At 57.1% G+C, this 25,246-nt stretch carries 24 protein-coding genes; 6 read left to right on the forward strand and 18 right to left on the reverse strand.

What is annotated here, in order from left to right:
- Positions 1-211: 211 nt before the first annotated feature.
- Genes NFU03_RS03945 through NFU03_RS03975 form a run of 7 tightly spaced genes read right to left on the reverse strand, consistent with a single transcriptional unit; the run spans position 212 to position 6,003 of the window.
- Complete coding sequence (locus NFU03_RS03945) at positions 212-592, reverse strand: Na+/H+ antiporter subunit G (protein ID WP_251636301.1); 381 nt, start codon at positions 590-592, stop codon at positions 212-214.
- Complete coding sequence (locus NFU03_RS03950; protein WP_251636303.1) at positions 570-854, reverse strand: Na(+)/H(+) antiporter subunit F1; 285 nt, start codon at positions 852-854, stop codon at positions 570-572. The genes NFU03_RS03945 and NFU03_RS03950 overlap by 23 nt, the downstream gene beginning before the upstream one ends.
- Positions 854-1,336, reverse strand: coding sequence for a Na+/H+ antiporter subunit E (locus tag NFU03_RS03955; protein WP_251636305.1), 483 nt, complete (start codon positions 1,334-1,336; stop codon positions 854-856). The genes NFU03_RS03950 and NFU03_RS03955 overlap by 1 nt, the downstream gene beginning before the upstream one ends.
- Before the next feature lie 24 nt (positions 1,337-1,360).
- Positions 1,361-2,857 (reverse strand): Na+/H+ antiporter subunit D, encoded by a 1,497-nt coding sequence (locus NFU03_RS03960; RefSeq protein ID WP_251636307.1) that lies wholly within the window; start codon positions 2,855-2,857, stop codon positions 1,361-1,363.
- Positions 2,850-3,188 (reverse strand): Na(+)/H(+) antiporter subunit C, encoded by a 339-nt coding sequence (locus tag NFU03_RS03965; RefSeq protein ID WP_251636309.1) that lies wholly within the window; start codon positions 3,186-3,188, stop codon positions 2,850-2,852. Before NFU03_RS03965 ends, NFU03_RS03960 begins: the two co-directional genes overlap by 8 nt.
- Entirely contained in the window at positions 3,189-3,614 is a 426-nt protein-coding gene (locus tag NFU03_RS03970; RefSeq protein ID WP_251636311.1) for a Na(+)/H(+) antiporter subunit B, read from the reverse strand.
- Positions 3,604-6,003: a Na+/H+ antiporter subunit A gene (locus tag NFU03_RS03975; protein ID WP_251636313.1), complete on the reverse strand. Its 2,400-nt coding sequence runs from the start codon at positions 6,001-6,003 to the stop codon at positions 3,604-3,606. The genes NFU03_RS03970 and NFU03_RS03975 overlap by 11 nt, the downstream gene beginning before the upstream one ends.
- A gap of 364 nt (positions 6,004-6,367) precedes the next feature.
- On the opposite strand from NFU03_RS03975, the gene NFU03_RS03980 reads away from it, so the two are divergent.
- Complete coding sequence (locus tag NFU03_RS03980) at positions 6,368-7,042, forward strand: universal stress protein (RefSeq protein WP_251636315.1); 675 nt, start codon at positions 6,368-6,370, stop codon at positions 7,040-7,042.
- Between the two features lie 75 nt (positions 7,043-7,117).
- Here NFU03_RS03980 and murB read toward each other — a convergent pair whose 3' ends face one another.
- Positions 7,118-8,035, reverse strand: coding sequence for a UDP-N-acetylmuramate dehydrogenase (gene murB, locus NFU03_RS03985; protein WP_251636317.1), 918 nt, complete (start codon positions 8,033-8,035; stop codon positions 7,118-7,120).
- A gap of 287 nt (positions 8,036-8,322) precedes the next feature.
- Between murB and NFU03_RS03990 the strand changes: the two genes are divergently transcribed.
- Positions 8,323-9,615 carry an FAD-dependent oxidoreductase gene (locus NFU03_RS03990; protein WP_285835414.1) on the forward strand — a complete coding sequence of 431 codons (1,293 nt, stop codon included), beginning with the start codon at positions 8,323-8,325 and terminating at the stop codon, positions 9,613-9,615.
- Positions 9,616-9,689: 74 nt separating this feature from the next.
- Here the strand turns inward: NFU03_RS03990 and NFU03_RS03995 are convergent, their stop codons facing one another.
- Positions 9,690-10,616: a manganese-dependent inorganic pyrophosphatase gene (locus NFU03_RS03995; RefSeq protein WP_251636318.1), complete on the reverse strand. Its 927-nt coding sequence runs from the start codon at positions 10,614-10,616 to the stop codon at positions 9,690-9,692.
- Between the two features lie 52 nt (positions 10,617-10,668).
- Positions 10,669-11,115 carry an RrF2 family transcriptional regulator gene (locus NFU03_RS04000; protein WP_251636320.1) on the reverse strand — a complete coding sequence of 149 codons (447 nt, stop codon included), beginning with the start codon at positions 11,113-11,115 and terminating at the stop codon, positions 10,669-10,671.
- A gap of 159 nt (positions 11,116-11,274) precedes the next feature.
- Between NFU03_RS04000 and hmpA the strand changes: the two genes are divergently transcribed.
- Entirely contained in the window at positions 11,275-12,462 is a 1,188-nt protein-coding gene (gene hmpA / locus NFU03_RS04005) for an NO-inducible flavohemoprotein (protein ID WP_251636323.1), read from the forward strand.
- Positions 12,463-12,513: 51 nt separating this feature from the next.
- On the opposite strand, the gene NFU03_RS04010 is transcribed toward hmpA, so the two are convergent.
- The 6 genes from NFU03_RS04010 to NFU03_RS04035 all read right to left on the reverse strand — a co-directional run bounded on the left by NFU03_RS04010 (position 12,514) and on the right by NFU03_RS04035 (position 18,632).
- Complete coding sequence (locus NFU03_RS04010) at positions 12,514-13,560, reverse strand: YkvI family membrane protein (RefSeq protein WP_251636870.1); 1,047 nt, start codon at positions 13,558-13,560, stop codon at positions 12,514-12,516.
- A 289-nt stretch (positions 13,561-13,849) separates the two neighbouring features.
- A complete protein-coding gene (locus NFU03_RS04015) occupies positions 13,850-14,365 on the reverse strand; it encodes a type 1 glutamine amidotransferase domain-containing protein (protein ID WP_251636325.1) in 516 nt (171 codons plus the stop codon).
- 76 nt (positions 14,366-14,441) lie between these two features.
- The gene (locus NFU03_RS04020; protein WP_251636327.1) at positions 14,442-15,035 is read right to left on the reverse strand and encodes a DNA-3-methyladenine glycosylase; all 594 of its coding nucleotides are present in this window, start codon (positions 15,033-15,035) and stop codon (positions 14,442-14,444) included.
- A gap of 185 nt (positions 15,036-15,220) precedes the next feature.
- A complete protein-coding gene (locus tag NFU03_RS04025; RefSeq protein ID WP_251636329.1) occupies positions 15,221-16,969 on the reverse strand; it encodes an ABC transporter ATP-binding protein in 1,749 nt (582 codons plus the stop codon).
- The gene (locus NFU03_RS04030; protein ID WP_251636331.1) at positions 16,969-17,670 is read right to left on the reverse strand and encodes a uracil-DNA glycosylase; all 702 of its coding nucleotides are present in this window, start codon (positions 17,668-17,670) and stop codon (positions 16,969-16,971) included. The genes NFU03_RS04025 and NFU03_RS04030 overlap by 1 nt, the downstream gene beginning before the upstream one ends.
- Positions 17,671-17,756: 86 nt before the next feature.
- A complete protein-coding gene (locus NFU03_RS04035; RefSeq protein ID WP_251636333.1) occupies positions 17,757-18,632 on the reverse strand; it encodes a MerR family transcriptional regulator in 876 nt (291 codons plus the stop codon).
- Positions 18,633-18,854: 222 nt separating this feature from the next.
- On the opposite strand from NFU03_RS04035, the gene NFU03_RS04040 reads away from it, so the two are divergent.
- The 3 genes from NFU03_RS04040 (at position 18,855) to NFU03_RS04050 (ending at position 21,815) form a co-directional block, all read left to right on the forward strand.
- Complete coding sequence (locus NFU03_RS04040) at positions 18,855-20,375, forward strand: phytoene desaturase family protein (RefSeq protein ID WP_251636335.1); 1,521 nt, start codon at positions 18,855-18,857, stop codon at positions 20,373-20,375.
- A 14-nt stretch (positions 20,376-20,389) separates the two neighbouring features.
- Positions 20,390-21,247, forward strand: a complete 858-nt coding sequence (locus NFU03_RS04045; protein WP_251636337.1) for a phytoene/squalene synthase family protein — start codon at positions 20,390-20,392, stop codon at positions 21,245-21,247.
- A gap of 67 nt (positions 21,248-21,314) precedes the next feature.
- Positions 21,315-21,815, forward strand: coding sequence for a glycosyl-4,4'-diaponeurosporenoate acyltransferase CrtO family protein (locus NFU03_RS04050; protein ID WP_251636339.1), 501 nt, complete (start codon positions 21,315-21,317; stop codon positions 21,813-21,815).
- Positions 21,816-21,868: 53 nt separating this feature from the next.
- Here NFU03_RS04050 and NFU03_RS04055 read toward each other — a convergent pair whose 3' ends face one another.
- Both NFU03_RS04055 and NFU03_RS04060 read right to left on the reverse strand, forming a co-directional pair.
- On the reverse strand, positions 21,869-23,104 hold the full coding sequence (locus NFU03_RS04055) for an MFS transporter (RefSeq protein WP_251636341.1): 1,236 nt from the start codon (positions 23,102-23,104) through the stop codon (positions 21,869-21,871).
- 91 nt (positions 23,105-23,195) lie between these two features.
- Positions 23,196-25,142, reverse strand: coding sequence for a FapA family protein (locus NFU03_RS04060; protein WP_251636343.1), 1,947 nt, complete (start codon positions 25,140-25,142; stop codon positions 23,196-23,198).
- Between the last annotated feature and the right edge of the window lie 104 nt (positions 25,143-25,246).

Consider the following 25,246-nt stretch of genomic DNA (forward strand, 5'->3'; position numbering starts at 1 on the left):
TTCCAGTTTTATGAGCGCTTTTTGGGATTTATGAGCGTTTTTCGGAATTTATGAGCGCTTTTCACGTTTTATGAGCGTTTCCCGGGATTTATGAGCGCTTTCTGGAATTTATGAGCGTTTCCAGCGTTTTATGAGCGTTTCCCAGAATTTATGAGCGTTTCCAGCTGTTTATGAGCGTTTCTCACAATTCATGAGCGTTCCCCAACGTCCATCAGTGCTCCTCCGTCCCCCCATCCTCCACATTTCCATGCAGCACGTCGTGCAGTTCGTCCTCCACGGAGATGTCCGCGAGTTTGACGTTTGAGCGGTAGGCGGCGCGGATGATGAGGTGGCCGGCGACAGGGGCGGTCAGGAAGACGAACACGATGCCGAGCAGCACGCGGACGCTGACGAAATGGTCGCGGAACAGGAAGTACAGGAAGACGCCGGTCAATGTCAGCAGGACGGACAGCGTGGAGCTTTTCGTCGCCGCGTGGGAGCGGGTGTAGACGTCCGGCAGCCGGATGAGGCCGAACACGCTGATGACGCTGAAGATGCTGCCGCACAGGATCAGCAGGGCGCCGATGAATTCACCGGTCTCGTTTCCGTTCAACGATAACCCCCCTTTCGATGTATTTGGAGAAGGCGATCGTGCTGATGAACGACAGGATGCCGAGGATCAGGATCACTTCCAGATACGCTTTCGTACCGTACAGGACGGATACCACACCGATCGTCGCGAGCAGGTTGACGCCGATCACGTCCATAGCGATGACCCGGTCCGGCATCGACGGACCGATGATCATGCGCACCAGGGCGATGGCGATCGTGATGGCGAACAGGACGACGGAAACCGTCAGCATTGCAGAAATCATCAGCGGGTCACCTCCATGATGGCCTTCTCGAAATTCTTCAGCTGCTTGATGAGCCCTTCCCGCGACTCCTGGACGTCCATCGCGTGGATATAGAGCGCGTCACTGCCCGGTGTCACTTCCATTACGACGGACCCGGGTGTCAGCGTGAGCAGCATGGACAGCATCGTGATCTCCACATCGCTCCTCAGGACGGTCTCATATTTGAAGATACCCGGCTCGATCTTCAAACGGGGGCTCAGTATCTGGCCGAGGACGACGACGCTCGACTGCACCAATTCGCGGATGAAGATGAAGAGCAGCTTGAATGCGGAGTAGACGCGCCGCAAATAGAAGCGCGTCCCGAAGAAACGGTGCATGAAAAACAGGATCCCGATGCCGACGAAGAAGCCGGCAGCGAACGTGGACGCCCGCAGTTCGTCTTCGTCGATCAGCAGCATCCACAAAAAGGCGATGAATAAGTTCAGCAGCAGTTGTGCAGGCATGGACTTCAGCTCCTCTCTTGAATACTACCGATCCGCCGTGCCGCCTGACCCGAGGACCGCCTCGATATATACGTTCGGGTCCGCGAGCCCTGCAGCCGCGTCATTCACGAACGGCGCAAGCCAGTCGGCGCCGATCCCGATGGCAAGTGTCAGCACTCCGAGTATTGCGACCGGCAGCAGCGTCCGCTTCCTGAGCGGCGTCTGCTCTTCCGGTCCGATGATCGACTCCCCCATGAAACAGTTCAGGAAAATGCGCAGCAGCGAATACAGGACAAACAGGCTCGACGCGAATGCGAGGGTCAGCAGGACATACATTTCTGCGCCGATCAGCCCTTCCCCGAGCAGCACTTTGCCGATGAACCCGCTGAACGGCGGAATGCCGGTCAGCGACAGCATGGCTGCGAAGAACAGCCAGCCGAGTGCCGGGTAATTGCGCAGCAGGCCGCTCATCTCCCCGATTTTCGTCTTTCCGGTCAGAGTGATCATGAGGCCGCCCGCGAGGAACAGCATCGCCTTGACGACCATGTCATGCAGCACGTAATAGATCGAGCCGGACAGCGCGGCTTCGTTCCCCGCGGCAAGCCCGACGAGGATGAAACCGACCGCGATGACGACATTATACGAGATGATCTGCCGGATATCCCGGGACGACAGCGCACCGATGCTGCCGCCGATCAGCGTCAATCCCGCCATGACGGCGATGATCGAACCCGTCAGGCCGGGTGCACCTGTGAAGACCAGCGTGAACAGCCGGATCATCGCGTAGATGCCGACCTTTGTCAGCAGTGCGCCGAACAGCGCGGCTACCGCTGCCGGCGGAGCGCTGTAAGATCCGGGCAGCCAGAAGTAGAGCAGCAGCCCCGCCTTCAGGCTGAAGACGATCAGGAAGATTAGGCTGATGACCGTCAGGATTGGGTCATGGCCGCTGTCAGCAACACGGACAGCCAAATGGGCCATGTTGAGCGTCCCGGCCGCTCCGTACAGATAGGCGATGCCGAGCAGGAAGAACCAGGAGGCGAGGACGTTGATCGTCACGTATGTAAAGGCTTCCTGCAGCTGAACCTTGCGCCCGCCAAGCACGAGCAGTGCGTACGATGCGAGCAGCATCACTTCGAAACAGACGAACAGGTTGAAAATGTCGCCTGTCAGGAACGAGCCGTTCACACCGGCAAGCAAAAACAGCATGAGCGGGTAGACATACATCTTCTCGAACCGTTCTCCGATCGTGGAAAACGCAAAAATCAGGATGAGTGCCGTCACTACGGAGGCTGCCGAAACGAGCAGCAGGGCGAACGAATCGCCGACGAACAGGATGCCGTACGGCGGTTCCCAGCCGCCGAAATCGAGTCTAACGATCCCTTCCGACTGGACACGCAGCAGCAGATAGATGCCCGCCGCAGCGGAACCGGCGGCTGCGAGGACACTCAGCAGGCGCTGGATCACCAGCGATTCGCGGAAGAAGATGAGCACGACAGCCGTCAGCAGCGGCACGAGAAGCGGCAGCACAAGCACGTTAGTCATCGAAATCCCTCCTCATGCTGTCCAGATTGTCCGCGCCGGTATCCCGGTAGATCCGGTACGCGAGCACGAGCAGGAAGGCGGTCACCGCGAAGCTGATGACGATCGCCGTCAGGATGAGCGCCTGCGGGAGCGCGTCGGAATAGACGGATCCTTCCTCCGAGATGAGCGGCGCGTTCCCTTCCTTCAGTCCGCCCATCGCCAGCAGCAGCAGATGGATCGCGTGGGACAGGATGGCCGAGCCTAAAATGATCCGCAGGAAATTGCGGGACAGCAGCAGATAGACGGCCACCATTACGAGAACGCCGACAAGCACGGTAATGATCGTCTCCATCTAGTTCACATCCTCACTGATTGTCAAAAGTATCGTCACGACGACGCCGACGACGGTCAGCGCGACGCCCGCTTCGAACAGTAATTCCATCGACAGCTCCGTCGCCCCGAAGATCGGCAGCTGGAATTCCCCTTTTTTCTGTGTCAGGAACATTTCATTGAACAGCATCGGGACCATACTCCCGGCGATCGCGAGGAACACCCCGAGGCCCGCGATCTTCTTGAAATCGAACGGGATCCCTTTATGGACCGTTTCAATATCGTAGGTCATGTAAAGCAGCAGCAGCGCTGACGCAAGGACAAGGCCGCCGGAGAAACCGCCGCCCGGGTCGTGATGCCCGGAGATGAACAGCTCCACACCGAACGTCAGGATGATGAACACGACGATCTTCGTGACCGTCTGCAGGATGACGTCGTTAATCTTCATAATTACCGCCGCCTTTCCTGCTCTTCAGCTTGATAAGTGCATAGACGCCGAGACCGCCGATGAGCAGCACGACGATTTCGAGCATTGTATCGAACGCCCGGAAGTCGCCGAGAATGGCATTGACGATATTGCCGCCGGACTGCTCCATCACATCCGTGAAATAGGACGAAATCGGATCGAACAGCTGATTCCCCTGCACGATGAGCGCCATCACGATGACGAGCATCCCAGTGGCCGCAGCAATCGATGCATTAATTACTTTCGTCCGCTTAGCTGTCCGTTCCTTCTTCCAATCGGGCAGGAATCGGAATGTCAGAAGGAACAACACGGTCGTGACCGTTTCAACGACGATTTGCGTCAGCGCCAGATCCGGCGCGCGCAGGACGACGAACAGGAAGGCCACCGTGAAGCCGAGCACGCCGTTCAGCAGGATGGCGATGAGCCTGGATTTCGCGAACAGCACGGCAATGGCAGCCGTCATCATGACCGCGATGAGCACGTATTCATTCACCGTGATCGGCGCGTCCCCTGAAAAATTGAACGCCCGTTTCCAGATGAACGAAACACCGGCCGTCATGACGGCGATGAAGAACAGCAGGATGTAGACGAAATACCGGTGAAGGTGCCCCGTCATATACCGTTTCGTCAAGTGACGGGAGTTGCCTTCCAGCTGTACGATCCACAAGTTATACAGCGTATCGATCCTCCAGCTGAACGGCGGAATTGTGTAGATCACCCGCCATTGCCTCAGGAAGATGTAGAGGACAGCACCGACTGCGATGATGCCGAGTGTCATCCAGAGGGCCGGGCTGAACCCGTGCCACGCCCGGATATGCGGCACGAGCTGCGAGGCGTCGCCGTACGCCGGGTAGATCGCGGCCATCGCCGGCTGGAGGACCCAGCGCCCGAGCACGTTCGGGAAGAAGAACAGGCCGACGATGAACAATCCGAGGATCGAAGGTGCGGCGAGCATTCCGAACTGCGGGTCATGCGCACCGCGGTCGACCCAGGCCGGCGTCTGCTGCTGGCGTCCGAAGAATGTCTGGAACACGATGATCATGCAGTAGACGAATGTCAGGACACTCGCTATCCAGGCAGCAGCCGGAATCCACACGCCGATTCCCGGCAGTGACAGTTCCCGGACAGCGACGCTCGCCTCCAGAAACATCTCCTTACTCAGGAATCCATTGAACGGCGGCAGTCCCGCCATGGAGAAACTGCCGGCGAGCGCAATGCTGAACGTGATCGGCATGAACACCGCCAGGCCGCCAAGACGGCGGATGTCTCGCGTCCCAAGCTCATGGTCGACGATCCCGATGATCATGAACAGCGCACCTTTGAACGTCGAGTGGTTGACAAGGTGGAAAAGTCCGGCGAACGCGGCCGCTGTGAAGACAGCCGTGTCGAGTCCCGGGATATCAAGCATGGCGGCAGAGCCCATGCCGAGCAGGCTCATGATGAGCCCAAGCTGGCTGACCGTCGAATACGCGAGAAGCGCCTTCAGATCGTTCTGCCGCACCGCATTGAACGAGCCCCACAGCAAAGTCAGCAGCCCGGTGAATGTCACGAGATAGAACCACAGTTCACTTCCGCCAAATAAAGGGATGAAGCGCGCGACCAGATAGATGCCCGCCTTCACCATCGTCGCTGAATGCAAATACGCGCTGACCGGCGTCGGCGCTTCCATCGCATCCGGCAGCCAGATATGGAACGGGAACTGCGCGGATTTCGTGAAGGCACCGAGCAGGATCAGCAGCATCGCCGGGACGAAGAGTTCATGGGATGGCAGTGTCCCCGCCATGCCGATCATCGCCTGGATACTGAAAGTGCCCGTCATCGCATGCAGCATGAGGAAACCGATCAGCATACCGATCCCGCCCGTGACGGTTATGAGCATCGCTTTCTTCGCCCCGTCCCGCGAGCGTTTCCGCTGATGCCAGAATGCGATGAGCAGGAACGAGGAGACGCTCGTCAATTCCCAGAAGACGTACAGAACAAGGACGTTATCCGAGAAGACGACGCCTAGCATGGAACCCATGAACAGCAGCAGATACATATAGAAGCGGCCAAGCGCTTCCCGTTCGGAGAGATAGTAAGTCGAATAGATGACAACAAGTGTGCCGACCCCTGTGATCAGCAGGCCGAGGATCATACTGAGGCCGTCCAGATGGGTCGTGAAGTGGATGCCCGCGTCATTCAGCCAGCGGATCGTGAACGCTTCCGTCCCGCCCGCCGCAAGTTTAGGGATATGCAGGCAGAGCACTGTGAAGAGAATGAGCGGAATCGGCATGACCACCCATCCGATTTTCTTGCTATGTACGTATGTATACAAGGATGGAACGAAAAGAGACGCCGCAAAAGGCAGCAGGATGAGAAGCGGAATGATCAATACGTCGTACCCCCAATCATGAAAAAAGAACAGATACCATGTCTGCAGGGAGCTCCAGCGGGTCGGTCAGCGGTGAAAAAAGGCGGTTGTACAGCCGGGAATGCTGCGGGGAATGGGCAAAACCATGGGGAAATGCCCCAGACGGCTTGACGCAATTCAAAAAGCCGGCGATAATGAGTCCGACATGAGTGCCGGGCACCGTTTGAAAAAAACTGGATAGGCTCAGTGAAGCAGACTGTCCTGCGCTCACGCTAATTTTTCCGTGTCACTATAAAGTATACACAAAAGATGCAGCAACCGCACATGAATGGGCTGTCTGACCCGCTGTCCGGTTCTGTACTTCGATAGATGGAGGGGATATCCGATGGGAAAAGTGAAAGGCCGTATGGATGAGAGCATCCTGGTCTGTGTCTATTACGGACCGAATGGGGAACGGCTCATCCGGCGGGGGCATCAGATGGCGAGCGCGATGGACTGCCCACTATATGTCCTGACCGTCGATCCACTGCCGGTGGATGAGATGGATGCCGCAAAATCGGAGTATCTCGATAAGTGGCGTGAACTGGCGGAAGAGCTTGAGGTCGATGAATTCATCATAAGGGACAACGAGAGCCGTCCGACCGCCAAAGTGATCAAGCAAGTGGCGCACGACCGCAATGTCACCCAGATCATCATCGGGCAGACCGCCCAGAGCCGCTGGGAAGAGATCACGAAAGGTTCGTTCATGAACGTCCTGCTGCGTGAAATCACGTTTGTCGACTTCCACGTCGTCTCCGTCGCCCGTTCCATCAAACACGACGTCGAGGGGCTGTTCGAAAAGGGCATCCGGGCGTATCTGACCGATGACGCGGACGGCTACCGGGTGACGTTCAACTATACGAAAGACGCCCGGTTCGAAGGCATCTTCTTTAAAGAGACCGGAACCGATTTCAATAACGGCATCTTCAAGTTCATGCATGACGGGAAGATGTGCCAAGTGCGGATCACCGACGACCAGGTCGAAAAGCCCGGGGAAGTCAGCTGTAAAATCGAAGGATGAGCCGCAAAAAAGAGGATTGCCCGAAGGCCAGTATGCTGGCTTCCTGGGCGATCCTCTTTTTCAACGGCAGGCCTGTCATTCGGCAGGCTCGCCGACGATCTTCACTTCGCGTTCCAGGTCGACACCGAACCGCTCTTTCACTTCCGCCTGCACCATTTCGATGGTCCGGATGTAATCGGTCGCTGTCGCGTTGTTTTTGTTGATGATGAATCCTGCGTGTTTCGTGGAAACTTCCGCGCCGCCGACCCCTTTGCCCTGCAGTCCGCTGTCCTGGATGAGCTTACCCGCAAAATAACCGGGCGGCCGTTTGAACACACTGCCGGCAGACGGATACTCAAGCGGCTGTTTCGATTCCCGCTGATGGGTCAGGTCCGCCACTTTCGCATCGATCTCCTGCTGGTCCCCGTACGTCAGCTCGAAGTCGGATGACAATACGAAATAGCCTTCGTCAGCGATGATGCTTTTACGGTATCCGAGTTTCAATTCCTCTTTCGAGAGTACGAAGATGCGCCCCGTCCGGTCCATCAGTGTCGAGCGGACGATGATGTCGTTCACTTCCCCGCCATAAGCCCCGGCGTTCATCGCCATCGCACCGCCGACCGAGCCCGGTATTCCGCAGGCGAATTCGAAACCGGTCAATCCGGCAGCTGCTGCAGCGCGTGAGACATCGATGATATGGGCTCCCGCTTCCGCATGGACATGCGTCCCTTCCACTGAAATTGCATCGAGCCTGACCGGGTGGAGGACGATGCCCCGCACTCCCCCATCGCGGACGACCATATTCGATCCGTTGCCGAGCAGCAGGAGCGGGATGCCGTTATCATGGGCATACCGGACGGTTTCCTGCATTTCATCTGCTGTTTCAGGGATCACGAGCAGGTCTGCGTGACCGCCGAGCTGTGTTTTTGTATACGCGGACAGGGGTTCATCCAGCAAAAGCTGCCCCCCGGTGATTGTTTTCTTTAAGTCTGTCAGCCATTGCTGCTTCGTCATTGCACCCAATCCTTTCGAAAGTTCATGACACTCTCTCAGTATGCTGTGTATCCGTTTTTTTGACAAGAGGGACGGACCGGTTTCGCGTCTTGGTGCCATCGTATGCGGGCGCCCGTATAAATGTCCCGCCCGCCGTTAGATTCCCCTTTTTCCGGGAACAATAGTGTGTAAGTACGACTACAATCAGGGAGGGGTTCCAACTGTTACATTCACTTTGGCTCGATACCGCATACCCGCGTGCCGAGCTTCCAACACTCGCTGAAGATACGTCCTGTGACGTCTGTATCATCGGCGGCGGGCTCAGCGGACTGGCTGCAGCATACCTGCTTGCCAAAACCGGCAAGCATGTCGTCCTGCTTGAGAAGGACCGCATTCTCGAAGGGGCTTCCGGGAACAATACCGGCAAACTGACGACCCAGCACGACATCATCTATGGAGAACTGATCACCAAACTAGGCGCAGATGCGGCACGCCTCTACTATAAGACGAACGACCAGGCAATCCGGTTCGCCGAGTCGATCGCAGCCGGCGATGAACTGCGGCCGAGCCAGTCCGTCCTGTATGCAAGCACGGCCGACGGCATCCAGCAGCTCGAGAAAGAGACTGCTGCCTATAAGGAACTCGGCATCCCGCACAGCAGGACACTGAACAGCGAACTGCCGATCGACGTGACTGAAACCTTAACCATACCGGATCAGGCACAGCTCCATCCCGTCCGTTTCGGCCAGCACTTGAGTGAGCTTGCGCAATCCGAAGGCGCCGAATTGTATGAGAAGGCCGATGTCCGGTCGATGGATCTGAAGGACAAGTCGCTGCAGCTTGCAAACGGCGCGGTCGTCCGGTTTAACGAGCTCGTGCTCTGCACGCACTATCCGATCGAAGCGATCCGCGGACTGAACGTCATGAAGCTCGAAGTGAAGCGTTCATACGTCATCTCCGCGCCGGCTCATATGCCCTTGCGGAACCAGTACTTGTCGGCAGACGAACCGAAGCGGTCGATCCGCACGGTTTTCATCGACGGGCGGCCGCACTTCATGCTGGGCGGTGAAAGCCATATCGCAGGCATTACAGGGGATACAAACGAACGGTACAGCCGTCTCGCCCACGAACTCCAGGAGACGTATAGCCTCGGTGCCCCGACGCACCATTGGTCTGCGCAGGATCCGTCGACGCCGGACTGCGTGCCGTACGCCGGGCCGATCTCCTCCTCGCTGCCGTATGTGCACATATGTACCGGTTTCCGGAAGTGGGGCATGTCAAACTCGCTCGCTTCGGCGCGCATCATCACGGACGTGATCACCGGCGTAAAAAACCCGGCGATCGAGCTGTATGCACCTGACCGGACCGGGTTCGGAACACTGCTGTTCCAGGCTTTGAAGACGACGGGCTATGTAGCAAAAGAATTTACTTCCGGACACGTCCAGCGCACCGACACACCGATCTGCACCCATATGGGCTGCCGGACGCGCTGGAACAAAGCGGACGAGACATGGGACTGTCCGTGCCACGGGTCCCGGTTCCGCAAGGACGGCTCGGTGCTCGAAGGCCCGGCAACACGGCCGCTCGATTTATCCGACTGAACAGAATACAATCCGTTAAAAAAAGCTGCCCGATGAGGAAAGGATCCTCTCATCGGACAGCTTCTTTTCAGTGTTCACTTAAACGCTTCGGTTAATACCGGCACGATCTGTTTTTTACGCGAGACGATTCCTTTCAGCACGGCCATGTCATTCGCCGGTACTACTTGGAAGGCCGTCATGGCGGCAAACGACTTCTCTCCGACAGCGATTGCAATGGAGTCGCTGTTAATGATATCCGTCACGACAAACAGGAATAGATCGAGCTTCTTGACGGACACTACGTCTGTCAGCAGTGCTGTCAGATCTTCTTTCCGGCTGAGCACGTCGTTCAGATCGACGGCATTCACTTGGGCGATCTCCATCGTCACGTCGCCCACTTCGAACGTCTTCGCATCGAGGGTGATCAGCTCTTCCAGTGTCTTCTTGCTCAGATCCGCCCCGGCTTTCAGCATGTTCATGCCGTATTCCGGCGCGTCGACGCCCGCAATTTCAGCCAGTTCGTCCGCCGCCTGCTTGTCCTGTGCGGTGAATGTCGGTGATTTGAACAGCAGCGAATCCGAAATGATGGCCGACAGCATAAGTCCTGCGACGTTTTTCGGGATGTCGACGCCGTTCTCCTTGAACAGTTTGTTCAGGATCGTCGCCGTACAGCCGACCGGCTCCGCCCGGTAGTAGAGCGGATCGCTCGTCTGGAAATTGGCGATGCGGTGATGGTCGATCACTTCAATCACCTGTACGTCGTCGATGTCATCCGCACTCTGCTGTTTTTCGTTATGGTCGACGAGGATGACTTGGGAAGCATCCGCGGACACGCGTTCCGCCAAACGCGGCGCTTCGAAACCGAACGTATCAAGGGCGAATTGCGTTTCTTCCGACACACTGCCCAGTCTTACGGCTTCCGCGTCCATGCCGAGCTGCTGTTTCAAACAGGCGTACGAAATCGCCGAAGCGATGGAATCCGTGTCAGGATTTTTATGGCCGAATACGAGTACTTTGTTCAAAATTACATTCCTCCTAAGTTCTATATGCACTGCTGTCCATCCCATCTTACCATCATGGCAGCGGCTGCGGAAACAGAAGCAGTCCGATTTCGTCGCGATTCACGATGAAATCTGCGATCGTATACCGGTCGAGCACCGCGAGATACGCATCCAGCGCTTCCTGCAGCGCCCCTTTCAGCCTGCAGGCCGGCGTCAGGATGCAGCCGTTCGACTCCCTGTTGAAGCATTCGACGAGCTGGAAATCGTCTTCCGTCTTCCGGACGACCATGCCGATATTGATCTGATCCGGGGGGAGCTTCAGCTGGATGCCGCCGCCCCTGCCGCGGACGGTTTCGATATAGCCGGCCTTCCCGAGTTCGTGCACGACTTTCGTCAAATGGTTTTTCGATATACGAAAAGCGGCTGAGATTTCCTGAACGGTCGACCGTTCGCCGTCAGGTTTCGCCCCTAAGAAGATCAGGACGCGAAGCGAGTAATCCGTATAAAGCGTTAACCGCATGGTATCCACCTTTCTTTCTGTTTCCATCCAAGTTTTTGTCCGATTTTTGAATGGAATGTGACTATCCATTGAACATTTTGTAAAGATGTATTTTTTATATAGCTTTTGAAATCCATCTGCGTTACGATGAATCCATCAACTACGAGAGGTCGTGTCACTATGCTATCCCAAGAAACTATCGATATCGTCAAATCTACTGTACCCGTTCTCGAAGAGCATGGCAAAACAATTACAACTGTATTCTACAAAAACATGTTTGAAGCCCATCCTGAATTGCTGAACATCTTCAACCACGTCAACCAGCAGCAAGGACGCCAGCAGACGGCGCTCGCAAATACGGTGCTCGCAGCAGCGAAGTACATCGATAACTTGGAAGCCATCGTGCCGGCAGTCGTCCAGATTGCGAATAAGCACGTATCACTCGGCATCGTGCCTGAACAATATCCGATCGTCGGGAAATATCTGCTCGGCGCCATCAAAGAAGTGCTCGGCGACGCTGCGACACCTGAAATCCTCGGTGCGTGGGAAGAAGCATACGGTGTGATCGCGGATGCCTTCATCGGCGTGGAAGCCGGCATGTATGACAAGATGGAATCGGAAGAAGGCGGCTGGAAGCTGTTCAAAGGATTCATCCTTTCCGATAAAATCAAAGAAAGCGACGTCATCACGTCGTTCTACTTCAAACCGGTCGATGGCGGTAAAGTCCCGTCTTACAAACCTGGTCAATTCATCAGCATCAAACTCGATATCCCTGGTGAGAAGAATACATTGATCCGCCAGTACAGCCTGTCCCAGGCACCGAACGGCGAAACGTTCCGGATCTCGGTCAAGCGCGAAGCGGATAACGATCCGAACGGCAAAGCGTCCGTCTATCTCCATGACAGCTTGAACGTCGGGGATACTGTCGAACTCAGCGCTCCTGCCGGCGACTTCTACCTCGATGTCGAAAGCAGCACGCCGATCACATTGATCAGCGGCGGTGTCGGCGTGACACCGATGATGGCGATGTATGAAACAGTCGCTACGACAACACCTGAGCGTCCGGTCGCATTCCTGCATTCAGCCCGCACACGCAGCCATCAGGCGTTCGACACAGTTGTCCGCGAGATGAACGAATCATTGTCATCTTCAAGCTATGCGGCCCTTTACTCGGAAGAAGGCGACGGGTTCATCGACCGTGACTTCCTTGAAAAGAATGTTCTGGAAGGCAGCGACGTGTATGTATGCGGTCCGACTCCGTTCATGCAGGCGGTCATCAGCCAGCTGTATGCAATGGGCATCGACAAAGAGAAAGTCCACTTCGAATTCTTCGGCCCTGCTGTCCAGCTCGAACTGGCGCATGCCTGAACAAGTTAAAATCCGCCCCCTCTTACGAGCGGGGGCGGATTTTTTTGCGTTCTATCGTTTACTGCGGGCTGCTTTCGCCGGCATTCTGAACGAGGCCAGCAGCAGAGCGAGCATGAGGAATACGCCGATGTAGCCGATGAACGGATACAGGATGTCGAGCAGCTTGGAGAAACCGACGAAGCTCAGTCCGAAGCCGACGACGAGCACAGCGAGCACGAACCTGCGGAAGCCCTGCGTGCCCCTGTGGAAGAACCGTGCGCCGAATGAGTAGAACATACTGACTGCCGTATTGAAGATCATGCCGTACAGCACGACCGCCATCAGCACAGCCAAGATCGGCGAAATGTCGTTGATAATTGCGAGCATCGGCAAGTCCGTATCTTTCACCGTTTCGATTTTGGAGAAGATCGCCAGGTGGCTCAGCAGGATCATGATCCCGAGTCCGAGACCGCCGACCAGGCCGCCGAGCGCAGCGGCTTTCTCGTCCTTCTCCGCGCCGCCCATCACGAGCGACATGGCTGCCCCTACTGCGAGATTGAAGGACACGTAGTTGATGGCGGAGATCCACCAGTTCGGAAGCGGTGTCTGAATGGATGTCGCCACGCTGTCCAGACTTTCATACGATCCCGTCATCGTCGTCAGGCAATACACGGATACGATGATGACCGCCAAGATCAGGAACGGCGTAATACTCCCGATGACCGCGACGACGCGGTCCACATTGAGCAGCACTGTCAGATAGACGAGCACCACCATCAGCAGGCTGCCGGCAAACGGCGGCAGTCCGAACTGCTGATTCAAGTTGGAACCGGCTCCGGCAATCATGACCACCCCGACCGAAAACAGCGTGATGACGATGACCGCATCCACGATGAGTCCCAAGTACTTGCCGCTGATCGTGTACACCGCATCCTTGTGGGAAATCGTCTGCATCCGGCTCCCGAGCCGCGTCAGCACCATGCCGAAGTAGGCGAAAAGGACTGTCGACAGGATGGCACCGATAATGCCAAGCATTCCAAAACTCGTAAAATACTGCACAATCTCTTTTCCGGAAGCGAACCCGGCCCCGACAATGATGCCGATGAAGGCACTTCCCATTTTCAATACTTTCAAGAAGCTTCCCCCTAATTTTTCCGGCAGCGGACAGCTGCCCTTCTCTTTCCCGTAACGCGTTCCGCTATCCGTCTTTTAACTTTTCAATCAATTTGAGCTATGTATGCGCTTCGTTAAATTTACCACTGTTAGAGGACACTTTCAACCTGAACTGCACCTCACCGCCCGGCTGCTGACGCTGTCCTGCACCTTCCACAAACGAAAAAGCCGCCAGAGGAAGACCGGTTTCCCGGCCTTTCCGGCAGCTTGACTGCAGTATGTTTCCTGCGGATGATCAGGCTTCGAGCAGTTTCAGTGCTTCCCGGTTGAACGCCGGAATGTCATCCGGCTGACGGCTTGTCACGAGCTGATTCTGGCAGACGACGACTTCCTTGTCCGCATAGTCAGCTCCTGCGTATTCCATGTCCACACGGATTGACTTGTAGCCTGTCGCGTCGCGTCCTTCGAGTGCCTTCGCCGTGATGAGCAGCTGAGGGCCGTGACATATCGCAAACACCGGTTTCTTCGCGTCCATGAAAGCTTTGACGAATTCTACGAAACGGTCGTCCGCCCGGAGCTGATCCGGGGAGAAACCGCCAGGGATGAACAGCGCATCGAAATCATCCGGTTTGACGTCATCGATCCCTTTGTCGATCTTAACAGGGGTCTGTTTTTTCATGCCCTTCACTTCTTTGCCTGCTTCTTTTTCAATGGTGACAACTTCGTGGCCAGCGTCCTTGAACGCTTTTGCCGGTTCCGTGTACTCCGAGTCCTCGAACATGTCCGTCAATACAGTAGCGATTTTAGTCATTTCTGCTGAACACTCCTTCATCGATTATAGTGTATCTTCCATTTGTTTGTTTTCCTCTTTCCCGCCAGACCTAAACCTACGGGCGGTACTTCGAGACGAACGCATTATCCTTTTCAAAGAAACGATACGGATAATGTACAGCTTCTCCGGAGTTCGCTATACCGACCCGCGGCCCGCTTTCGATTTCACCCGCAGTGGCCGTCCGGGCGATGAAGAGCGGCCGCTCGAACCAGCGGCGGCCGTAATAGTCCATCGTTACGCCGAGCGCCTTCGACAGCTTGCCCGGTCCGCTCGTCCAGTCCTTCATCGCGAGCTTCTCCCCCCGCCGTTCACGCATATACTCCAGCCCATCGACCGGTTCGCCCGCACGCAGCAATATTGCATGCGGTGTTCCGGGCGGTCCGCAAACGACATTCATGAGCGTATGGGTATGCATCTGATACGTATAGATGCTCCCCGGCTCCCCGAACATGACTTCCGTGCGCTTCGTGCGGCGGTTGCCGAAACTGTGTGCCGCCCTGTCCTCCGCCCCATGATACGCTTCGGTTTCAACGATGCGGACGATGACAGGGCCCGTCGGCAGTTCATGGACAATCAGATGGCCGATCAGTTCCTTCGCCAGTTCCAATACAGGTTTTTCAAAAAACTGCCGATCCACCGGCTCATACATAAGTCCGCCTCCTTTCCAACTGCAGTCCGGCCTGCAGAACGTCTTGCGTCCCACTCGCCGGACATCACCTTTTTCTAAGCTTTACCCACTTTCCGCCCCGGCAATCCCCGTCCGCCGGAAGAAGGCCATGCAAAAAGCGGACCGCTCACGATCGAGGGTCCGCTTCCAGCTTCCAGCCGTCCGTGTCAGGCAAGCCCCTGACCGGCTGCAAATTCTTCATACAGCTTATGTTCTTTCAGCAGTTCTTCATGGGTTCCGGCTCCTGTGACGGCGCCTTTCTCCAGGAAGATGAGCTGGTCCGCATCCACTACGGTCGACAGACGATGCGCGATGATCAGCGTCGTACGTCCCGCCATGAGCCGCTGCAGCGCTTCCTGGACATGGGACTCCGAACCGCTGTCGAGATTCGACGTCGCTTCGTCGAGCAGGAGGATGGATGGGTTATGCAGCAATGCCCGTGCAATCGCGATCCGCTGCCGCTGACCGCCCGACAGTTTCATGCCCCGCTCCCCGACGAGTGTTTCGAAACCGTCTTCCATCTCTTCGATGAACCCGAGGGCGTTGGCAGACGCGGCGGCAGAGCGGATTTCGTCAATCGGCGGACGCACCGCCAATCCATAGGCGATATTGTCGAGAATCGTCCCGCTCAGCAGCGGGCTCTCCTGGGACACATAGCCGATGCGGCCCCTCCAATCACCAAGGTCGATGCCGCCGATAGGATTGCCTCCCAGACGGATCGTGCCCGCACTCGGCTCATAGAACCGTTCGATCAGAGAGAACAGCGTCGTTTTCCCGCCGCCGCTCGGACCTACAAATGCCGTGACCGTGCCCGGCGCAGCTTCAAACGACACATGCCGGAGCACCGGCTTTTCAGGATCGTATGCGAATGACACATCGTCGAACGCGAGGATTGCTTCTTCCGTGCCTGCAGTACCTGCCGTCCGTTCGCTGTCCATGCCGAGGATCTGCTGGATGCGCTCGGTAGCGCCGACCGCTTTCTGGAACACGGTGAAGATCTGGGCCATCTGGGCGAACGGGACGATGATCTGGAACATGAGGAAAATGATCGCGACTAAAGTGCCCGCGGACAGGGCGCCGGCCGCGACCTGTGCACCTCCGTAACCGAGTATCGCGACGAGAATCCCCATCATGATCAGGGTCATGACCGGTGAGATCACCGCTTGGATCTTCGCTTCCCGCAAGCCGTATCCGAAGAGGGACCGGATCGCATCCGTCCCTTTCTGCTGTTCGTGCGATTCGGCGCGGTACGCTTTCACCAGACGGACATCGCCGAGCACCCTTCCAAGGTGGCCGGAGAACTTCGCCATCTCCGCCTGTGTCGCCTTGGCGATTTTATGCATGATGCGCCCGAGCGGGAAGATGACCGCCATGCTGAGCGGGATGCTGATCAGCATGATGAGCGTCATCTTCCAATCCAGGTAGAGCAGGATGGCGACAGCGCCCGCAATCGAAATGAGGCCGGTGATCAGGGACACGAGATGGTCGGACACGAGCTGTTTCAGGATTGTCGTATCCTGCGTGATGCGGCTCATCGTCTCGCCAGTCTCCGTGTCGTCGAAGTACGCAACGGGCAGCCGCAGCACTTTGCCCCATAATTGTGTCCGCAAGTCTGCCACGATCGTCTCGCCGATATACGCGAGCATGTAGTAGGAGATCCCCCCAAGCAGCGCCTGGATGATGAAGACCACGAGAAGGAACAGTGCGGTCTTCCAGTTGAACAGATCGTTCGTCAGCGAATCGACGAGCTGCTTCGTCACGAGCGGCACAGCAAGACTTGCCGCCGTGGAAAACAGCGACAGGATGAGTGCGGCTGCCGTGACCCCTTTCGGCCAGTCAAGCCGTCTCAGCAATCCTGTGAATTCTTTCAAGGAGCCCTTCGTTTTCATCTGTGCTGCCGGTGTGTTGCTGTCCATCAATTCTCCCCCTTTTGCAGCAGACGCTCACGCGCACTGCCGGTTCCCTCTTGCAGCAGACGACCGATTTCGAGCCAGTCCGCCTCCATCGACGGCCTGTGGGACGGCCGGTAGAATACGGATGCCGGGTGGAACGTCGGCAGGATCCTGTAAGACTTGTCGGTCCAGCCGAATGCGGTCGAGTCCAGATCCTGCAAATACCGGACAGGCTGATGCAGCAGCGTTCCGTGCAGCTCCGTCACTTTCGCCTCCTTGCCGATCAGCCGCTGGAGCCCTACGTTGCCGAGCGTCACGATCAGTTCGGGTTCCAGATTGGCAATCTCGAAATCGAGAAGCGGTGCGTGGGCAACAATCTCCCGGGCGGTCGGCGGACGGTTGTATTTCCGTTCCGTCAGCGTCCCGTCCCGTTCCTTCCTGTGGCCATATTTGTACGGGCGGCTGCGGACGGCACTCGTGATGTAGACATCCTCCCGTTCCAGGCCGATGGATGCGAGCGATTTCATGAGCTCCTTGCCGGCTCTGCCTGAAAACGGCACACCGCCGAGGGACTCGGTCTCCCCGGGCGCTTCGCCGATCAGCATGAGTTTCGGCCGGTGCGGGCCTTCCCCATAGACGAAACCGTCAACAGGGAATCCCCCAATGCGCTCTCGCCCCAGATCCGCCACGAACTCCGGAATGCGGAACGGTTCTTTCTTCTCCATGCCGATCACCTCTCCCTTATCCTATCGTGCCCATTCAGCGGGCATCCGTCTATTGTCTGTCATACGTGCTTACAGCAAATTAAGTTTCAACCGATCACGTCACTCAGCCTGCCCGCGATGCGGACGTGGCTCGGTTCCAGGAAAACCGCGTGATCCGCCGCCCCCTGGCCGCCCAAGTAGAATGCGGTCTGCGGATTGCGCGCGGCGATCGCTTCCAGCTCACCGAACAGCCCGGGATCGCGGTCGAAAGGGATCGCCGTCATGGCGGACAGCAGCACCTTTTCCGGTTTGAGCCGCTGCACGAGGAATTCGATCGACGACAGCTTCGGGGAAGGTCCCGCCGCAATCGTCTGCCAGCCGTTCATCATCGCCTGCAGGAGGATGATCTGGATCGGGATTTCGTGAGCTTCGTGGGGCAGGCAGCACCCGAGGATCCTCGGTGCGTCCGCAGGCAGCTCGAAATTCCGCCGTATTTGCATAAGGAAATCGCGGATGACCAGACTGGTGATCGACTCCTGGCTCTCATCCCACTCGCCGGACGACCACTTGTCCCCGATCTCCGTCAGCAGGGGCTGGACCGTCGAGGTGAGGAATTCCTCCAGGCCATATTTGTGATGCGCCTGTTTCAGCAGCAGTGTCACCCCCGCCTCATCATAGGATGCACCTTTTTCGAGCATCGCCTGTACATGGCTGTTCAGCGGTTTCCTGGCCGGGTGCGCTTCCGTCCGATTCTCCAAGTAACTGGTCACAGCGTCTTTCACGGAGAGGCCCTGATCCCGCAGCTTGCGGATCTGTATCAGCGTGCTCACATCCTCTTTCGTATACAGCCGGTAGCCGTTATGATGGCGCTCCGGACAGATGATCCGGTACCGGTCTTCCCACTTCCGGATCACCTGGCGTGATAACCCTGTCAGCCGGGCCACGTCACTGACAAGGAACTGCGGGCCCTGTTCCGTTCTCATATGCTTCTCCCCCTCTCTTTGCCGGCGTGCACAATGCACAGCAATTCCTCTGATTCTTCAAACATTGTACAAGTGTTTACTTTGTACAATGTTTCAAATTATGTATAATGGGAACAAACAAAGTAATCAGCAGGTGCATTTGTCATTTTCATTGTACAATCTTAACACATAACATTGTACAGGTATACAGATTCGCCTTATCGAAGGGTTGGAGATTATCGGATGAAAAAGACTGTTGCAGTGATCGGCGCGGGAGTGGCAGGGTTAGCGAGTGCCTGCCGTCTGCAGCACGCCGGCTATGACGTTACATTGTACGAGAAAGAAGCACTGCCGGGCGGGAAGATGCACCGCATCCGGCAGGACGGCTACCAGTTCGAACTCGGTCCGACGATCGTCATGATGCCCGAGCTGTACAGGGAAGTATTCCAGGTGTGCGGGGCGGATCCCGACGATTATATCCCGATGCAGCGGCTCGATCCGATGTACAGCGTATTCTTCGGCAGCCGATCGGAAGACCATTACCAGATCAGCTCGGACCTGATCGAGCTGACGAAGACGCTGGAATCGTTCGGCGATGAAGACGCGCAAGGATTCTTCGAGTATTTGCAGGTCATCTACAAACGGTTCCTCGTAGCGAAGGAGCACTTCCTGCAGAAGCCGTTCAGGAAGCCCTCCGACTTCTACAATCCTTCCATGCTGCGGCAGGGTCTGAAGCTGAAGACGTTCGACAACGCCGATTCGTTCATCAGCAAATACATCAAAAACGAGCGGCTGAAACAGATGATCAGCTTCCAGACGCTCTACATCGGCGTCTCCCCGTACAGCGGCCCGTCCCTGTACACGATGATCCCGATGATCGAATTCCTGTACGGCGTCTGGTTCATCAAAGGCGGCATGTACACGATGGCGCACTCCCTTGAACGTCTTTTCAAGGAGCTCGGCGGCACGGTCCACTACAATTCACCGGTCGACGAGATCGTCATCGAGGACGGGCGGGCGACAGGGATCCGGCTGGACGGCCGTGTCATCCCTTCCGACTTCGTCATGTGCAATGCCGACTTCCCGTACGCTATGAAGAATCTCGTCAAATCCCCGAAGGCGAAAGGGAAATATACGGACGACAAGATCGACAAGATGAAATACTCCTGTTCGTGCTTCCTCATGTATCTCGGCATGGACCGGAAATATGATGAAGTGGTAAACGCCCATAATTTCATATTCAACGAGGAACTGGAGCGTAATCTGAGTGATATCTTCACCGGGAAGCGTCTTGAAAAAGCGTCGTTCTACGTATACATAGGCTCTAAGCTCGATGAGAGCCTTGCACCTGCCGGAAAGGACGGCCTCTACATCTTAGTCCCTGTCTCCGACAAATCATGCTGCGAATACAGCTGGGATGAGGAGACGATCCGCCATTACCGGGAGCATGTGCTGGACGCTTTGGAGGAAGTGCCGGGGTTCGAGAACGTCAAACAGGAGATCGTCTCGGAATCGTATATGACGCCGGACGACTTCGAACAGCGGTTCAACGCTTACAACGGCGCGACGTTCGGACTCCAGCCGACGCTGGCCCAAAGCAACCATATGAGACCGCAGAGCAAAGCGACCGACTGTGACAACCTGTACTTCACCGGAAGCAGTACACATCCGGGAGCCGGCGTGCCGATCGTCCTGCTGTCCGCCCGGATCGCCACGGAAGAACTGCTGCACGATGACCGGGGTATCTTGTTCCACACACGATGAAAGGGGGATTTCCTATGACTCGCACCGTTTCTCTCCAACGTGACTTCGCACATTGCGAACGGGTGATCAAGCGCCATTCGAAAAGTTTCTACTATGCGTTTTCACGGCTGCCCGAGGAGAAAGCCCGGGCCGTCTATGCTGTCTACGCATTCTGCCGGTCGGCGGATGACAGTGTCGATGAAAATGACAGCAGCCTGGCGCAGACGGCTGCTCTGGATAGACTGTCGGATGAGCTGGACCTGTTTTCCCGCGGACAGGATCCCGACCGTCCCCTGTGGCGGGCACTGCGTCATGTTTTCGATACGTATGCCATGGATATCGGCCCGTTCCGCGATCAGCTGACCGGACAGCGGATGGATATCGGGTTTTCAGCCCCGCGCACGATGGAGGATGTTGAAACGTACAGTTATTACGTAGCCGGTTCCGTCGGCCGGATGCTCCTGCCGATCATCGCGTCCGGCGCGGAAAAGGACTGCACGGAAGCTGCTGTCAGTCTCGGCGTCGCCATGCAGCTGACAAACATATTGCGCGACGTCGGGGAAGACCATCGGGACAAAGGGCGCGTCTACTTGCCGCTTGAAGAGCTCGACCGCGCCGGCTATACACTCGACCAGCTTGCCTGCGGAGACGTGTCGGATCGTTTCGTTGCGGTCTGGGAAACAGTCGCCCGGCGCGCGGAGATGCTCTATGATCAGTTCCTCGGCCATATCGGCGAGTTCGATGCCGACAGTAAATTTGCGGTGCTCGCATCCGCCCAAGTGTACCGGGGGATCCTGACGAGTGTGCGGGAAAACCGGTACGACTGCTTCGCTAAGCGGAACTTCGTGACGAGGCGCGAGATGGTGCGGATCATGGCTGATACACCGAGGTAGGCCCTGCGCCCCGTCAGCGAGCGGGGCTGCCTGCGTAATCCATCCAAAAAAAGTGCAGGGGTTGTGTTTGACGTTGAGAAATCTGCCGATCGTCTGGGTTGTCGTGTTGGATGCGGCTGCATGGACGTTCTTCCACCTGGCCATTTCCGTCGCAATGGAACGCATATCGCACGGCTGGTTCGTACAGCACGCGCGCCTGTTCCGGCCGCTCTCTTTTGAACAGGGGGGCGCATTGTGGGATCGGTTATTCCGGGTGCGGAGCTGGAAGTCCCTCATACCGGACGGGACGTTGTTCATCCGCAGCGGCTACAGCAAAAAAGCCCTCCATGGAAGCGCGGAGGAGGATTTTGCACGGTTCGCTGCAGAATCCCGCAGAGCCGAGCTGACCCATTGGCTGTCCATCCTGCCGGCGTTCCTGTTCTTCCTGTGGAACCCGGTCTGGGCCGGCTGGCTGAACGTTGCGTATGCACTGCTGTTCAATGTGCCGATCATCCTGGCCCAGCGCTTCAACCGCCCGAGGCTGGAACGGCTCCTCAAACGCAAATCAAAAAGGCCATCCGCAGATTGAATCTGCAGATGGCCTGTTTTTTCGTTTAGCGGTCCTGTGTTCGCCAGGACCGGTCATTCAAGTTCCAGTTGTTTCGTTTCGGTCCCGAGGAACAGGACAGCGAGCACCCCGATCAGGATCGCCCCGCAGAAAATCCCGAAGATCATCCCGAATCCGTAACCGGCTGTCAGCAGGGAGCCGACGAGCAGCGGACCGAAAATCCCGCCGATCCGGCCGATTCCGGCTGCCATGCCGGCACCTGTGCCGCGGATGGATGTCGGATACTGTTCGGGCGAGTAGGCATAGAGCGCTCCCCAGGCACCCAAGTTGAAGAAGGACAGCAGCGCGCCGAACAGCATGAGCATCGGCAGCGTGTCCGCATTCCCGAAAGCGAGGGCGCTCAGCGCTGTGCCGATCAGATAGACGGACAGCACGAATTTCCGGCCTGTGCGTTCAATCAGCCAGGCAGCCGAGAAATAGCCGGGCAGCTGGGCCAGCGTCATGAGCAGGACGTAGCCGAAGGTTTTGATCATCGCGAAGCCTTTCAGCACCATGACGCTCGGCAGCCATAGGAACATGCCATAATAGGAGAAGACGACTGTGAACCAGACGATCCAGAGCATGAGCGTGCGCTTCCGGTAAGGTGCGGCCCACAATGCCGCCATCTTCTGCAGGACGGACTGCTTCGGTGCACCGGCCTGTCCGAACTTCGGTGAGTCAGGCAGGTTGCGGCGCAAGTAGATTGCGTAGAACGCGGGCAGTGCCGTAATGATGAGTGCCGCCCTCCAGCCGAAGGACGGGATGACGAAGTAGGCGATGAGTGCCGCGACGAGCCAGCCGGCCGCCCAGAAACTCTCGAGCAGGACGACGACCTTCCCCCGCTCCTTCGCTTCCACACTTTCCGAAACGAGCGTCGAGGCGACGGGCAGTTCACCCCCGAGTCCAGCCCCGACAAAGAAACGCAGGATCAGGAAGGCGGCGAGCGTCGTCGTGAATGCGGACAACCCGCTCGCCAGGGAAAAGAGCACAAGAGTCATCATGAATACTTGTTTCCTGCCGATCCTGTCAGCAAGCAGCCCGAACAGGATCGCTCCCGCCATCATACCGAGCGAGTTCACGCTGCCCACCCAGCCGATGGCAGCCGGCGTCAAGTTCCACTCGACCGCGATAGCTGCAACGACGAACGACAGGATGCCGACATCCATCGCATCGAACATCCAGCCGGTTCCTGAGATGAAGAGCAATTTATTTCTTGAAATGGTGCGCGGTTCCTTCGTATCTGTCGAAACCCGTGCAAGCGTATTTGCCATAGTTGTTCTCCTCCGTGTCTAAACTGCTGTCATGACACTTGTAATTATACAGTGTAAAGACAGTACGGTAAAGAACAACTTTCAACGCCGGTCAGCGGACGATCAGCACCCCGTTTTCCAGCCTCGCAGTAATGCCGATCAGCAGTTCAGCCACTTGGTGTGTCTCTTCCCCGACATACAGCACAGTCCCCGGAAAAGCGATTCCGATGACGATCGCCCCTTCCCTGCCCGTTCTGACAACCGTCTGGACACCGCGTTTCGAACCGCATTCCTTTATGGAGACAGATCGTTCTCCCGTCAGTTCCCCTCCCCGGCAGATACCATCCACCCGCAAATCCCGTTTCGCATGGACAGTGCACTGGGCGAGCCCCTGCTCCGTCACATGTATCGACCCTGAACAGACCAGCTGGCTGTTCACTGCGTAAGGCAGTGTCAGTTCTGCCGGTTCAAGTTCCGTTTTCGCCCGGTACTGGTCATACAGCTGTTCAGCGGATTGCAGGAACCCGAGAAACTGCTGTCCGTCCTCCACGCCGGCATGCAGCGTATGTACGAAAAGATGGTACAGATTCATCTGCAGTTCCTGCCATTTCGGATGCACGCCCTCCGCCTTCAAAGAGAGGAACGGCTGAAGCTCCTCCAGGAAGGTGTCATACCGGTCACCAAGAACTGTCCGGATCAGCTTCTTCACTTCCTGCCCCTCCAGTTCAGCGGCCTCCGCCTGCCTCAGCCGAGCAATGGTGATGATCACCGTTCTGAGAGACTGCAGGCCGGGCAGGATGGACGACAGCCGTTCCGCATACATTGCATCTCCCGACTGCCGGATTCCCGCCTCGAGCCGGGAGGAGGATACGTGACCGCTGACCAGGATTCCACGGCCGGCCTTCACTGCGGATTTCCTGACGTCCTTTCCGATGACAGCCTTTCCCGTAACATCCACGGCACACCCCTGCGTCACGCTTCCCGCCACCGTTACATCCCCATCGAACCGTACGTTCCCGCTCGCCAGATCCACTTCATCAAGAGCGATCGTGTCTGCGATCTCAATGGAGATACAGCCGTCTTTCCGAAGGATCGACAGCTTCCCCGGACAATCAGCGAACAGATGGTTCCCGGTTCTTGCAACATTCCTTCCGAGCAGGATGTCAGCCGGTTTCCCGTCTTCTGCAGGAATCTCGTTCCCGAATATATCCTCTCCGGACTGACCTGGAACAGGAGGCAGGACGGCCGCGACCAGCTGTCCCGCCTGGACAAAACGGACCGCTGTCTTTTCCCGGTAATCGATCCTCGTTTCTTCTTCAGCGAGTGTGCCGCCATCTACATCGATCTGCACCTCGATATCCCCATCGAGACCCGCTTTGGGGAAAGTGCCCCGTGCGATGATTCCCTCATATGGGACTGTCGTTTCGCAAGCTTCCCACAGCACCCGCTTATCGAGTGCGGCGGTGACGCCGAGCTGACTGCAAGCTTCCCGGATCATCTGCTGGGAGAGATCGTTGACCGTCTCAGCCGTCTCTTCCGTTTCCACGCGAAGATGATCGGCATAAGGGGTGTCCTTGACCGTCCGGGTGATTTTCCTGCCCGGTGTCACACTCAGCAGGGCAAGCGCCCCCTGTTCACGGATCGTGATGGACAGCTGAGCCCGCGTCAGCTCATCGATCGTCCTTATGTGGACGCTGTCCGATTCGGATACGGGCGTGCCGCCATCCGTCTTCCGGCCGTTCACGATCACCTGGACACCCTCCCCTGCTTCGATGACAGGAAGCGGAGCCCCGGGCACCGTCTGCACATCCGCCCTTCCGGATGTGATGCATATCCCATGGGTTCCGGCAGGCCGATCCGCCCTGCCGCCGCTTGCCGCCTGATAACGGACGGGCGTCACGACCACTTCCGCCAGACGCGTCCGGGCCGGGCTCTCCTGTGTTTCCGCCGTCTGTGTCACGTGGATTCGGACGTCGGACAGACCGAGTCCGAGTATGCCGAGCGCGGCTTCCACTGCCTGTTCCACCGTTTTGCCGCGCACCGTAATCGCTTTTCCCATGTCGTCTCCCACTCTCTTTCAATCTGGTTGAGCTAAGTGTAGCATAGGCGGTATTGCGGCCGGCAGACACAAAAGACCGATTCCGGGTCCCGGAATCGGTCTTT

It is taken from the genome of Sporosarcina sp. NCCP-2716 (assembly GCF_023707985.1).
Lineage (GTDB): Bacteria > Bacillota > Bacilli > Bacillales_A > Planococcaceae > Sporosarcina.